This window comes from Streptomyces sp. NPDC015220, assembly GCF_043079345.1.
Taxonomy (GTDB): domain Bacteria; phylum Actinomycetota; class Actinomycetes; order Streptomycetales; family Streptomycetaceae; genus Streptomyces.
Window position 1 is genome coordinate 92,642 of the sequence record NZ_JBIBUK010000003.1, and the last position, 13,266, is coordinate 105,907.

Consider the following 13,266-nt stretch of genomic DNA (forward strand, 5'->3'; position numbering starts at 1 on the left):
ACACGTCGAACCGATTTCACCGACGTGGGGACGGCCGGCGGTCCGGGGCGATGTACTCCACCAGGACCAGAGCCATCCATCGGCCGGAGGTGACGGCCGGCCCGACCGGGCTCCACCCCCAGCACGCGGGGCGGGCCTGGCGCGACATCGTGGACCTGCTCGCCGAGTGCCTGCCGCCCACGGCCCAGCGCCCTCGTCGACACGCTGACGGCGAGACGACTTCCCTGCTTCACAGGTAAGCGTGACGGTCAGTCACGGCCTGCCCGTTTCAGCTCCGTGTCGTGTCCGATCCTGATCCGGCGTGCGTCAGAGCTCGGCGACACGTGGCAGGGACGGTCAGGTCTGCGCCATGTCCACGAATCTCGAGTAGTGGCCCTGGAAGGCGACCGTGATCGTGGCGGTCGGGCCGTTTCGGTGCTTGGCGACGATCAGGTCCGCCTCGCCGGCGCGCGGCGACTCCTTCTCGTAGGCGTCCTCACGGTGGAGCAGGATGACCATGTCGGCGTCCTGCTCGATGGACCCGGACTCACGCAGGTCGGAGACCATCGGCTTCTTGTCGGTGCGCTGCTCGGGTCCGCGGTTGAGCTGGGAGAGCGCGATGACCGGGATCTCCAGCTCCTTGGCGAGCAGCTTGAGGTTCCGGGACATGTCCGAGACCTCCTGCTGGCGGCTCTCGGCGCGCTTGGAACCGCCGGACTGCATCAGCTGGAGGTAGTCGATGACGACCAGTTTGAGGTCGTTGCGCTGCTTCAGGCGCCGGCACTTGGCGCGGATCTCCATCATCGACAGGTTCGGGGAGTCGTCGATGTAGAGCGGGGCGGCGGAGACGTCGGGCATCCGGCGGGCCAGCCGCGTCCAGTCCTCGTCGGTCATCGTGCCCGAGCGCATGTGGTGCAGGGCGACGCGGGCCTCCGCCGACAGCAGACGCATCGCGATCTCGTTGCGGCCCATTTCCAGCGAGAAGATGACGCTGGGCAGGTTGTGCTTGATCGAAGCGGCCCGTGCGAAGTCCAGCGCGAGCGTCGACTTGCCCATCGCGGGGCGAGCGGCGATGACGATCATCTGGCCGGGGTGCAGACCGTTCGTCAGGGAGTCGAAGTCGGTGAAGCCGGTGGGCACACCGGTCATCTCCCCACTGCGCGAACCGATGGCCTCGATCTCGTCGAGCGCGCCCTCCATGATGTCGCCCAGCGGCAGGTAGTCCTCGCTGGTGCGCTGCTCGGTGACCGCGTAGATCTCGGCCTGGGCGCGGTTGACGATCTCGTCGACGTCGTCGTCGGCGGCGTACCCCATCTGGGTGATGCGAGTGCCGGCCTCGACCAGGCGGCGCAGCACCGCCCGTTCGTGGACGATCTCCGCGTAGTACGCGGCGTTCGCCGCCGTGGGCACGGTCTGCACCAGTGAGTGCAGGTAGGAAGCGCCACCCACCTTGTTGATCTCGCCGCGCTTGGTGAGCTCGGCGGCGATGGTGATGGGGTCGGCCGGCTCACCCTTGGCGTAGACGTCGAGGATCGCCTGGTAGATCGTCTCGTGCGCCGGCTTGTAGAAGTCGTGGCCCTTGAGGATCTCGACGACGTCGGCGATGGCGTCCTTGGACAGGAGCATGCCGCCGAGGACGGACTGCTCCGCGTCGAGGTCCTGCGGCGGGACACGCTCGAAGGACGAGCCCCCGCCGTCCCAGGTCCCGTTGTCCCCGCCGCGGTCGTGCTGCTCGTCCCGGCCGCGGCCGCCGTCGGGGCGCCGCCGGGAGGCGGGCAGACGATCGCTGGGCCCGCTGTCGGCCCACGGGTCGTCCAAGGGCTCGGAAATGCTCACCGAGCCACCTCCTCCCGTCCGCCGAGCGGACCTCGCCGTGCCCTCTTTTCTACGGCACGGCACTGACAAATCGGGAAGCCCGACTCCGCTTCCGACAGGTCGGTTTGCGACGGTTTGGAATCCGGTCGACGGAGCAGGCGCCGGACCACGGTAGGCCCCCGGGCACCGTCAGCCAATCTGGTTATCCACAGGCCATGTGGACGAGCGGCCCGATGCTGTGGAGAACTCGGCGAAACCTGTGCACGACCCGGTGGACAGCACTGTGAACAAGCCCTCGCCGCTTTCCACAAGACCCCTCTGACCTGCTGCTTTCCCGTCCACCGCTTGTGCAGAAGAAAAACTTCGCCACTCGGGCCGAGTTCGCTTCGAACGATGCGCACACGTGCGCAGGCCAAGACGCACAGTAAGGGTCTATATCGCATTGCATCACTTACCTGTGGACGACTAGATTGATGCCCATGACACAGGCCCCCGCACGCCGTCCGGACCCGCGGCGACAGCACGACCGAGAGATCGCCGCGCTGGCCGTCCCGGCCTTCGGCGCGCTCGTCGCCGAGCCGCTCTTCGTGATGGCCGACAGCGCGATCGTCGGCCATCTCGGCACGGCTCAACTCGCCGGACTCGGAGTCGCCTCGGCCCTGCTGACGACGGCTGTCAGCGTCTTCGTCTTCCTCGCCTACGCCACCACTGCCGCCGTCGCCCGGCGCGTCGGCGCGGGTGATCTCCGAGCCGCCATCCGACAGGGCATGGACGGCGTCTGGCTGGCGCTGGTGCTCGGCGGCGTCGTCATCGCGGTCGCCCTTCCCGCCGCGCCCGGCCTGGTGGACCTCTTCGGCGCCTCGGACACGGCCGCTCCGTACGCGACGACGTACCTGCGCATCTCCTCCCTCGGCATCCCCGCCATGCTCGTCGTGCTCGCCGCGACCGGCGTCCTGCGCGGACTGCAGGACACGAGGACGCCGCTCTACGTCGCCGTCGCCGGCTTCATCGTCAACGCCGGCCTCAACGCCGGCCTCGTCTACGGCGCCGGGCTCGGCGTGGCCGGCTCCGCCTGGGGCACCGTCATCGCCCAGTGCGGCATGGCCGCCGTCTACCTCACCGTGGTCGTCCGCGGAGCCCGCAGACACGGCGCCTCCCTCCGGCCGGACGCCGCCGGCATCAGAACGTCCGCGCAGGCCGGCATCCCCCTGCTGGTCCGTACGCTCTCCCTGCGGGCCATCCTGATGATCGCCACAGCGGTCGCCGCGCGCCTCGGTGACGCGGACATCGCCGCGCATCAGATCATCCTGTCCCTGTGGTCTCTGCTGGCTTTCGCGCTCGACGCCATCGCGATCGCCGGGCAGGCCATCATCGGACGCTTCCTGGGCGCCGGGGACACCGAGGGTGCCCGTGGAGTCTGCCGCCGCATGATGCAGTGGGGCATCGCGGTCGGGGTCCTCCTCGGGCTCCTGGTGATCGTGTCGCGTCCGGTGTTCCTGCCGCTGTTCACCGGCGACTCCACGGTGAAGGACACCGCTCTGCCGGCGCTGCTGGTCGTGGCGCTCTCCCAGCCGATCTGCGGTGTCGTCTTCGTCCTCGACGGCGTGCTGATGGGTGCGGGCGATGGCCCCTATCTGGCCGGGGCCATGCTGATCACCCTGGCGGTCTTCACTCCGGCCGCACTCGCGGTGCCCGTGCTCGGCGGTGGTCTGACCGCCCTGTGGGGAGCGATGACGCTGATGATGGCCGTACGCATGCTCACTCTGTGGCTGCGTGCCCGTTCGGGCCGCTGGCTGGTCACGGGCGCGACGCGTTGAGCGGCAGAGCCGCACGGCCTCGCCTCGTGCACCGTCGCTTCGCATCGTTCCCCGTAAGACGCCGACCGCAGCCACGCTGTTTCACGTGAAACGTGCTGCCACGTGCACCTGACTCCGACCCGCCCGGGACACGAAGAGGGGCCGCACCCCACCGGGTGCGGCCCCTCTCTCAGCTGCTGCAGCCGAGCACGGCGATCAGGCCGCGACGACCTCGATGTTGACCTTGGCGGCAACCTCGGGGTGCAGACGCACGGACGTCTCGTGAGCGCCCAGGGTCTTGATCGGCGCACCCAGCTCGATGCGACGCTTGTCGACCTCCGGACCACCAGCGGCCTTGATCGCCGAGGCGACGTCGGCCGGCGTGACGGAACCGAAGAGACGGCCGGCGTCGCCGGAGCGGACGGCCAGACGGACCTTCACGCCCTCGAGCTGGGCCTTGACCTGGTTGGCCTGCTCGATGGTCTGGATCTCGTGGATCTTGCGAGCACGACGGATCTGCTCGACGTCCTTCTCGCCACCCTTGGTCCAGCGGATAGCGAACTTCCGCGGGATCAGGTAGTTGCGGGCGTAACCGTCCTTGACGTCGACGACGTCGCCGGCGGCACCGAGACCGGACACCTCGTGGGTAAGGATGATCTTCATGAATGGCTCACCCTTCCCTTAGCGCGCGGTGGAGGTGTAGGGCAGCAGCGCCATCTCACGGCTGTTCTTGACGGCCGTGGCGACGTCACGCTGGTGCTGCGTGCAGTTGCCGGTCACGCGGCGGGCACGGATCTTGCCGCGGTCGGAAATGAACTTCCGCAGCATGTTCGTGTCCTTGTAGTCCACGTACGTGACCTTGTCCTTGCAGAAAGCGCAGACCTTCTTCTTAGGCTTGCGCACAGGCGGCTTCGCCATGGTGTTTCTCCTGTGTGATCAAGAAGTGTGGGTACGACCCGCCCTCGACCCGACCCGGTCCGGGAACCGGAACGAGGTCTAGAAGGGAGGCTCGTCCGAGTAGCCGCCACCGCCGCCGGAGCCGCCGCCCCAGCCGCCGCCACCCTGCTGGCCACCGGCAGGAGCGCCGGTCGCCCACGGGTCGTCGGCGGGAGCACCGCCACCCTGCTGGCCACCGCCGGGGCCGCCGCCCCAGCCGCCGCCACCCTGCTGCTGGCCGCCACCGCCGCCGTAGCCGCCCTGGCCACCGCGGCCGCCGGTCTTGGTGACCTTGGCCGTGGCGCTGCGCAGGCTGGCGCCGACTTCCTCGACGTCCAGCTCGTAGACCGTGCGCTTGACGCCCTCACGGTCCTCGTAGGACCGCTGCTTCAGTCGGCCCTGCACGATGACGCGCATGCCTCGCTGGAGCGACTCGGCGACGTTCTCCGCCGCCTGACGCCAGACCGAGCAGGTGAGGAAGAGGCTCTCGCCGTCCTTCCACTCGTTCGTCTGGCGGTCGAAGGTGCGGGGCGTGGACGCGACGCGGAACTTCGCGACCGCCGCACCGGAGGGGGTGAAGCGCAGCTCGGGGTCGTCGACAAGATTGCCGACGACCGTGATGACGGTCTCGCCTGCCATGGGGAACCTCTCGGCGGGTTTGCTGCTCTGGCTGCTTGGTTGCTACTCGAATCCCGAGATCAGCTGAGCGGGAGGGCTCAGTGGGTCTCGGGGCGGAGGACCTTGGTCCGGAGGACCGACTCGTTCAGGTTCATCTGGCGGTCGAGCTCCTTGACGACCGCAGGCTCGGCCTGCAGGTCGATGACCGAGTAGATGCCCTCGGGCTTCTTCTTGATCTCGTACGAGAGACGACGACGGCCCCAGGTGTCGACCTTCTCGACCTTTCCGCCACCGTCACGGACGACAGAAAGGAAGTTCTCGATCAGCGGGGAGACAGCGCGCTCCTCGAGATCGGGGTCGAGGATGACCATCACCTCGTAGTGACGCATGTGGAACCCACCTCCTTTGGACTCAGCGGCCACGGTCGTTCCGTGGCAGGAGGGTTGTTATGCGTACGCATCCGTGTTCGCCGTTCGCCAGTAAAACAGCCGGCACTGACAAGCGGGGTCGGCCGGCGGAATCACCGGACTGTCCTGCGCTCCGCCTGGACGGCGGATCTGGACGGCAGACACGGGTGCAGACGGTACAGAGTACCCGCACCCCCGCTTCCGGTTGAAATCGAGGTGTCGGTCCCGGCAATCTGGACACCTCGGGTGTACACGGCGCTACTATGCGCCGCCTTTCGCAGGAGGTGCCCATGGCACAGACGATGCGACCGAACACCACCGCCAGTGGCGGACTCTTCGCCACGGACGGCAAGCCCCACCCGCTCCAGGACACCCTGCTCATGGTGACCCTGGCGCTGGGCCTGACCGCGTTCATCACCGGACTCACCGCTCCCGGCCTGCACCTGCTGAGTTCCTGGACCGGCCTGGTCGGCATCCTCACCGGCGCGTACGGCCAGTGGATCTCGGTGACGACGCGCCAGCGTTTCGGGCTGATCCTCGGCCTGGGCGCCGCCGCGATCGGCTTCTTCCTCGGCATGTGGCACGGCGGCCCCTTCGGCGGTGTCTTCGGCTGACGCCGGCCGTACCGCAGACCCACCGCACGGGCGGCGTCCGCCGTACGGCCCGGACGCCGCCCGTGCCCGCCGGAGGACGCCCTGGCGGTCGACCGGCCGGGACGAGGGTTGCGTGCGGCCAGTCTGCGCGCTCCCCCGGCACAGTAGGCTTCGCGCGAGAGCCGGAGCCCCTGAACCCATGGGGACACGCCAGCCCGAGGAGCGCCCCGAATGACCCTGACCCTGAGGACCATCAGTCGAGAGCAGCATCTGGCCTACATCCAGAGCCTGCCGGCGGCGAGTCACATGCAGGTTCCGGCCTGGGCGGACGTCAAGGCGGAGTGGCGCTCGGAAAACCTCGGCTGGTTCGACGACCGCACCGGCGAGATGGTCGGCGCGGGCCTCGTCCTGTACCGCCAGCTGCCCAAGATCAAGCGGTACCTCGCCTATCTGCCCGAGGGTCCGGTCATCAACTGGTTCGCTCCGAACCTCGACGACTGGATCCAGCCGATGCTGGCGCACCTCAAGCAGCAGGGCGCCTTCTCGGTGAAGATGGGCCCCCCGGTGATCATCAGGCGCTGGAACGCCGAGACCATCAAGCGCGGCATCCAGGACGCGGACGTCAAGCGGCTGCGCGATCTGGAGGCGGACTTCATCGAGCCCCGCGCCTTCGAGGTCGCCGACAAGCTGCGCCGTATGGGCTGGCAGCAGGGCGAGGACGGGGGCGCCGGCTTCGGCGACGTCCAGCCCCGCTACGTCTACCAGGTGCCGCTGGCCAACCGGTCCCTGGAAGAGGTGCACAAGAACTTCAACCAGCTCTGGCGGCGCAACATCAAGAAGGCCGAGAAGGCCGGTGTCGAGGTCGTCCAGGGCGGCTACTACGACCTCGAGGAATGGCAGCGGCTGTACGAGATCACGGCTGTGCGCGACCACTTCCGGCCGCGCCCGCTCTCGTACTTCCAGCGCATGTGGTCGGCCCTCAACACCGAGGACCCCAACCGCATGCGGCTGTACTTCGCCCGGCACAACGGGGTGAACCTGTCCGCGGCGACGATGCTCATCGTCGGCGGGCACGTCTGGTACTCCTACGGGGCCTCCGACAACATCGGCCGGGAGGTCCGGCCCTCGAACGCGATGCAGTGGCGGATGCTGCGCGACGCCTACGCCCTCGGCGCCACCGTCTACGACCTGCGCGGCATCTCCGACTCGCTGGACGAGACCGACCACCTCTTCGGTCTGATCCAGTTCAAGGTCGGCACCGGCGGGCAGGCCGCCGAGTACCTCGGCGAGTGGGACTTCCCGCTGAACAAGCTGCTCCACAAGGCGCTCGACATCTACATGTCGCGGCGCTGACCCGGGCCCCCTCGCCCCGACCCCGGCGACAGTTCCCACACCCCTGACACACCGCAGCAACCAGAAAGGTTCCAGGTCCGGCCATGGCGCTCACGCTCTACGTCGACACCGCGCGCTGGCGGGCGCACCACAAGCACGTCCAGGAGCAGTTCCCGGGGCTGGTCCCGGTCTGCAAGGGCAACGGCTACGGCTTCGGGCACGAGCGGCTGGCGGAGGAGGCCACCCGGCTGGGCTCGGACGTCCTGGCCGTCGGCACGACGTACGAAGCCGCCCGGATCAAGGACTGGTTCGGCGGTGACCTGCTGGTGCTGACGCCCTACCGGCGCGGCGAGGAGCCCGTGCCGCTGCCCGACCGGGTGATCCGCTCGGTGTCGTCGATCGACGGGGTCTACGGCCTCGTCGGCGCCCGTGTCGTCATCGAGGTGATGTCCTCGATGAAGCGGCACGGCGTCAGCGAGCAGGAGCTGCCCCAGCTGCACGCCGCCATCGAGAACGTCCGTCTGGAAGGCTTCGCCATCCACCTGCCGCTGGACCGCACCGACGGCTCGGACGCCGTCGAGGAGGTCATCGGCTGGATGGACCGGCTGCGCGCGGCCCGGCTGCCGCTGCACACCATGTTCGTCAGTCACCTCAAGGCCGAGGAACTCGCCCGGCTGCAGCAGCAGTTCCCGCAGACCCGCTTCCGCGCCCGCATCGGCACCCGGCTGTGGCTCGGCGACCACGAGGCCACCGAGTACCGCGGCGCGGTCCTGGACGTCACGCGCGTGGCCAAGGGCGACCGTTTCGGCTACCGGCAGCAGAAGGCGGCGTCGGACGGCTTCCTGGTGGTCGTGGCGGGCGGCACGTCCCACGGTGTGGGACTGGAGGCCCCCAAGGCGCTGCACGGCGTCATGCCGCGCGCCAAGGGCGTCGCCCGGGCCGGCCTCGCCACGGTGAACCGCAACCTGTCCCCGTTCGTCTGGGGCGGCAAGCAGCGCTGGTTCGCCGAGCCGCCGCACATGCAGGTGTCGATCCTGTTCGTGCCCTCCGACGCCCCGGAGCCGACGGTCGGCGACGAGCTGGTGGCCCATCTGCGGCACACCACCACGCAGTTCGACCGGATCCTGGACCGCTGAGTCCTCCCTCCCGTGCGAAAGGCCGTACCCGCCGGGTACGGCCTTTCGCATGCCCTTCGAGCCGTGTTCGCTCAGAGCGAACGGTCTTCGGCAGCGGCATCGGGCCGGCCGGCCCAGCCCGCCGCCGCTCCTTCGAAGGGGACCGCGTCGCGCGGCGGCCGGGCCGCTGCGCCGAGAACGAAGACGTCCTCGGCGCCGTCCAGCACACCGCCCGAGGGGTCGTCGGCCCCGGCGCTGCGCACCACGTCCCGTTCCGGCACGAGGATGTCGCGCACCACGACCGCGCACAGGTACAGCGTCCCCGCCAGGTGCGCGGCGATCACCCAGTGGTAGCCGTCGGTCGGCAGGCCCTTGTGGGCGTCACCGCTGGTCGTGTACGCGAGATACATCCAGATCCCGAGGAAGTACGCCGTCTCGCAGGCCTGCCAGATCAGGAAGTCCCGCCACTTCGGGCGGGCCAGCGCGGCCAGCGGGACCAGCCACAGGACGTACTGCGGCGAGTAGACCTTGTTGGTGAGGACGAAGGCCGCCACGATCAGAAAGGCGAGCTGGGCGAAGCGCGGCCGGCGCGGGGCGGTGAAGGTGAGCGCCGCGATGCCGAGGCAGCAGAGCACCACCAGCAGTGTGGCCACGGTGTTCACGAAGTCGGTGCTGGGCGGGTCGCTCGAGTTCTGGGCCCAGATCAGCCAGAACGAGCCGAAGTCGATGCCCCGTTCATGGCTGAACCGGTAGAACTGCCACCAGCCGTCGGTCGCGAAGGCCATCACCGGCAGGTTCACGACCAGCCAGGCGACGACCGCACCGCCCAGCGCCCTGCCGAACTCCCGCCATCGGCCCGCACGCCAGCACAGCACCAGCAGTGGTCCCAGCAGGAGGACCGGGTAGAGCTTGGCGGCCGTGGCGAGTCCGATCAGCACGCCGAAGGCGAGCGAGCGGCCACGGGACCACATCAACATCGCGGCGGCCGTCAGGGCGACCGCGAGCAGGTCCCAGTTGATGGTCGCGGTCAGCGCGAAGGCGGGGGCCAGAGCGACCAGCAGGCCGTCCCACGGCCGCCGGGCGTGTGTCCGCGTCACACAGACGGCGATGACGGCCGCGCACACCATCAGCATCCCGGCGTTGACCATCCAGTACCACTGTTCCTGGTGCTGGATGCTGCCGCTGTGCGGGGTCAGCCAGGAGGCCACCTCCATGAACACACCGGTGAGCACCGGGTACTCGAGGTACGGCATGTCCCCGGAGAGCTTGTCGAAGTAGGGGATCAGGCCGTCGGCGAAGCCGCGTCCCTGGTAGAGGTGCGGGATGTCCGAGTAGCAGGCCTTGGTGTACTGCGAGCTCGCGCCGAAGAACCAGGAGCCCTGGTAGCAGGGCGCCTTCTGGACCAGGCCGAGGGCGAACATGCCGATCGTGACGAGCACGACGACGCGCACCGGGGTCCACCAGGACGTCCCGAGCAGCGCGCGGCGTCCGACCGGGCCGCCGATCAGCTCGCTGGCGGCCGCGGCGACCTTGTCCTCCCTGGTCGGCAGCACCGGGCCGGGCTCGTGCACGCTCGCTTGCGTCGATTCAGCACTGGGCATGCGGACATCCTGCCGTACGTGCCCGTGAACACGCCGTGGGCCGCCGCACCCGGTGGGTGCGGCGGCCCACGTTTCACGTGAAACGCCCTCGTCGGTTGGCGCTGGGGCTAGTTTCCGGTGGTTCCGAACCATCCCCCGTTGCCGCTGCCCCGGCTGGTGCCCTGACCTCCGTTGCCGTTCCCGTTGCCGTTCCCATTGCCGTTCGTGCCGGAGGGGGACGGCGACGGGAAGCCTCCGCCCGTGCCGCCGTCCGCGGCGTTGCCGCCGTTGTCGCCCGTCTCCCCGCCGTTGTCGCCGCAGCCGAAGAAACCGCAGGTCGTCTGGGTGGGCGTGGGGGTCGGGCTGGGCTGCGTCGCGCTCGGCGTCGGCGTCGGCGTCGGGCTGGAGGACTCCTGGGTCCTGGTGGGCGTGGGAGTGGGGGTGGGGCTGGGCGCGGCGTTGACGATCTCACCGATGGGCTCGGGGGTCGGGAACTGCTTCGCCGGCTGGCCCTGCAGCGCCTGCAGCATGTAGTCGTGCCAGATCTCGGCCGGGAACGAGGCACCGTGGATCTTGTCCTGGCCACCTGTTCCGTACATCTTCAGGAACTCGCGGGACTTGCTGTTCGCGTTGTCGTCGAGCCGGAACATGCTGATCGCGGTGGACAGCTGCGGGGTGTAGCCGACGAACCAGGCGGACCGGTTGCCGTCCGTGGTTCCGGTCTTGCCGGCCACGTCGCGCCCCGGCAGCTTGGCGTTGGTGCCCGTGCCCTTCTCGACGACGGTCTTCAGGACGTCGGTCACGTTGTCGGCCACCTTCGCGGTGAAGGCCTGCTCGGTGGCGCCCTTGTGGTCGTACACGCGGCCGTCCTTGCTCTCGACGAAGGTGACCGAGAACGGCTCGTTCTGCTTGCCGCTGGCGGCGAAGGTCGCGTACGCGCCGGCCATGCGGATGGCGCTGGGGTCGGAAATGCCGATCGAGAACGACGGGTAGGTGGTGCCGGTCAGGCTGTCCGACTTCAGACCCGCGTCCAGCGCCGCCGCCTTGACCTTGTCCAGGCCCACGTCCATGCCGAGCTGCACGAAGGCGGAGTTCACCGACTCCCGCATCGCCTCACGAAGGTCGATCATGTAGTTGGGCGGAGAGCCGTAGGACTTGAGGCCGTCGTTGGTCTGCAGCCACTCCTCGCCCTTCTCGTTCTTCCAGACCGTCCCGTCGTAGTTCTTGATCTTGAGCTCGTTCTCGCCGCTGAAGCGGCTCTTGGGCGAGACCTGAGTACGTTCGCCCTGTGTCTGCGTCGCGACTCCGTGCGGATCGCGGACTCCGTCCCGCATGGCCGCCGCCAGGACGAACGGCTTGAACGTCGAACCGACCTGGGCACCGGTGGCGTCGGCGTTGTTGGTGAAGTGCTTGGTGGCGTCCTCACCGCCGTAGATGGCCTCGATGGCACCGGTGCCCGGGTTCACGGACGCGCCGCCGAACTGGACGTGGGTGTCGTACTTCGGGCGCTGTTTGGGCTTGATGTTGGCCTTCTGGACCTTCTTGACGGCCGCCTCCAGCTCGCTGACCTTCTTCTTGTCGAAGGTCGTGTGGATCTGGTAGCCGCCTCGTTGCAGGTCGTCCGCGGTGATGGTCGTGTTGTGGATGATGTAGGCCTTGGCGAGGTCGACGAGATAGCCGACCTGGCCGCTCAGCCGGGTGTTCGACCGCGGGTTCTTCCACTTGGGAAGCCCGGTGTACTTGGCCCGCTCGGCGGCGCTCAGGTGCCCGTACTCGACCATCTTGTCGAGCGTGTCCTGCATCTGCAGCCGGACCCGCTTGGTGTTGGCCTGGGCGGTCGCGGAGGGGTCGATGGAGGTGGCGCCCGCGGGGTCGTAGTACGTGGCGCCCTTGAGCGTCGCCGCCAGGAAGGCACACTCGCCGGGGTTCAGGTGCTTGGCGTCCTTGTTGAAGTACGCGCGGGACGCCGCCTGGAGGCCGTAGGCCCCGCGACCGTAGTAGGCGGAGTTGAGGTACCCGGCCATGATCTCGTCCTTGGGGACCTCGGCGCCGACCTTGATCGCGACGAAGATCTCCTTGAACTTGCGGGAGACGGTCTGCGACTGGTCGTTCAGCATCGCGTTCTTGACGTACTGCTGGGTGATGGTCGATCCACCCTGCGTCTGTCCGCCCCGCGCCATGTTGAAGACGGCGCGCGCGATGCCCTTCGGGTCGATGCCGCTGTCGGTCTCGAAGGTCTTGTTCTCCTGCGAGATGACGGCGTACCGCATCTCCGCCGGGATGTCCGAGTAGTTGATGATCTGGCGGTTGATCTCACCGCCGGTCCGCACCATCTCGCTGCTGTCCGACCAGTAGTACACGTTGTTCTGAGCGGTCGCCGTCTGGGCGACGTCCGGCACGCTCACCATCGCGTATCCGACACCCGCGACCGCCACCAGGCTGCCTACGAAGCCGATGGCCAGGCTCGTCGCCAGCTTCCAGGAGGGCATCCAGCGGCGCCAGCCGTACTTCCCCGCGCGCGGGTAGTCGATGAAGCGCTTCTTGCCTGCAGGCGCCGTGCGGCCCCTGCCGCGACCGGGACGGTTCGGGCCACCGGGACCGCCGGCGTCGACCCCTCTGCGTCGGCCGCCGTTCCTCTGCGCCGCCCTGCGGGCCTCGGCACGCCCGCCGTACGGACGCTCCTCACCACCTGTGCCGTACGAGCCCGCTCCATAGGAACCGGACCCGTGGGAGTCGGCGGGTGACCCGGTGGCGCCTCGCGGTGCCGCACGGCGGCCGGAGGACGAACCGGAGGGACCGCGTCGGGCCGCGGCACGTCCGCCTCCCTGCGGCTGCTGCGGTTTGCGACGGTGCTCGCTCATCGAACGACTACTCCTCGGGCAGGCGCACCCTTGCGCGCCTGGAAACGGCGGCTGGTTTCCGGTCCCCCCGAAGTACGGATGTGGTCGGTCGCGCATTCACCCGTACTGCACCAGGGACGAGGACGTCCCCAGGCGTCACTCGGTTCCCGGTGGTGTGCATGGCGCACAGACTACGCACCGGCCAAACCTGCCGTGCCCCGAAGTTCATCCCAAATCAGGCAACTTGACTCCACC

General features: G+C 68.9%; 11 protein-coding genes. 4 read left to right on the plus strand and 7 right to left on the minus strand.

Annotation, left to right across the window (positions count from 1 at the left end; genetic code table 11):
* Window positions 1–336: 336 nt before the first annotated feature.
* Complete coding sequence (gene dnaB / locus ACF061_RS09585) at window positions 337–1,815, minus strand: replicative DNA helicase (RefSeq protein WP_392266271.1); 1,479 nt, start codon at window positions 1,813–1,815, stop codon at window positions 337–339.
* 458 nt (window positions 1,816–2,273) lie between these two features.
* Between dnaB and ACF061_RS09590 the strand changes: the two genes are divergently transcribed.
* On the plus strand, window positions 2,274–3,611 hold the full coding sequence (locus tag ACF061_RS09590; RefSeq protein WP_392266272.1) for an MATE family efflux transporter: 1,338 nt from the start codon (window positions 2,274–2,276) through the stop codon (window positions 3,609–3,611).
* 195 nt (window positions 3,612–3,806) lie between these two features.
* Here the strand turns inward: ACF061_RS09590 and rplI are convergent, their stop codons facing one another.
* The 4 genes from rplI to rpsF form a co-directional block, all read right to left on the minus strand.
* Window positions 3,807–4,253 carry a 50S ribosomal protein L9 gene (rplI, locus tag ACF061_RS09595; RefSeq protein ID WP_043502361.1) on the minus strand — a complete coding sequence of 149 codons (447 nt, stop codon included), beginning with the start codon at window positions 4,251–4,253 and terminating at the stop codon, window positions 3,807–3,809.
* Window positions 4,254–4,271: 18 nt separating this feature from the next.
* Entirely contained in the window at window positions 4,272–4,508 is a 237-nt protein-coding gene (rpsR, locus tag ACF061_RS09600; RefSeq protein WP_003949403.1) for a 30S ribosomal protein S18, read from the minus strand.
* 78 nt (window positions 4,509–4,586) lie between these two features.
* Window positions 4,587–5,165 carry a single-stranded DNA-binding protein gene (locus ACF061_RS09605; RefSeq protein WP_392266273.1) on the minus strand — a complete coding sequence of 193 codons (579 nt, stop codon included), beginning with the start codon at window positions 5,163–5,165 and terminating at the stop codon, window positions 4,587–4,589.
* A 77-nt stretch (window positions 5,166–5,242) separates the two neighbouring features.
* Window positions 5,243–5,533: a 30S ribosomal protein S6 gene (gene rpsF / locus ACF061_RS09610; protein ID WP_004985983.1), complete on the minus strand. Its 291-nt coding sequence runs from the start codon at window positions 5,531–5,533 to the stop codon at window positions 5,243–5,245.
* Window positions 5,534–5,841: 308 nt separating this feature from the next.
* Here rpsF and ACF061_RS09615 point away from each other — a divergent pair, with 308 nt between their 5' ends.
* The 3 genes from ACF061_RS09615 to ACF061_RS09625 all read left to right on the plus strand — a co-directional run bounded on the left by ACF061_RS09615 (window position 5,842) and on the right by ACF061_RS09625 (window position 8,612).
* A complete protein-coding gene (locus tag ACF061_RS09615; protein ID WP_392266274.1) occupies window positions 5,842–6,165 on the plus strand; it encodes a hypothetical protein in 324 nt (107 codons plus the stop codon).
* A gap of 210 nt (window positions 6,166–6,375) precedes the next feature.
* Complete coding sequence (gene femX, locus ACF061_RS09620; RefSeq protein ID WP_392266275.1) at window positions 6,376–7,497, plus strand: peptidoglycan bridge formation glycyltransferase FemX; 1,122 nt, start codon at window positions 6,376–6,378, stop codon at window positions 7,495–7,497.
* Window positions 7,498–7,580: 83 nt separating this feature from the next.
* Window positions 7,581–8,612, plus strand: coding sequence for an alanine racemase (locus ACF061_RS09625; RefSeq protein WP_392266276.1), 1,032 nt, complete (start codon window positions 7,581–7,583; stop codon window positions 8,610–8,612).
* Window positions 8,613–8,683: 71 nt separating this feature from the next.
* Here ACF061_RS09625 and ACF061_RS09630 read toward each other — a convergent pair whose 3' ends face one another.
* Together ACF061_RS09630 and ACF061_RS09635 are read right to left on the minus strand one after the other, a co-directional pair.
* Entirely contained in the window at window positions 8,684–10,192 is a 1,509-nt protein-coding gene (locus tag ACF061_RS09630) for a glycosyltransferase family 87 protein (RefSeq protein ID WP_392266277.1), read from the minus strand.
* Between the two features lie 107 nt (window positions 10,193–10,299).
* Window positions 10,300–13,032, minus strand: coding sequence for a transglycosylase domain-containing protein (locus ACF061_RS09635; protein ID WP_392266278.1), 2,733 nt, complete (start codon window positions 13,030–13,032; stop codon window positions 10,300–10,302).
* Window positions 13,033–13,266 lie beyond the last annotated feature (234 nt).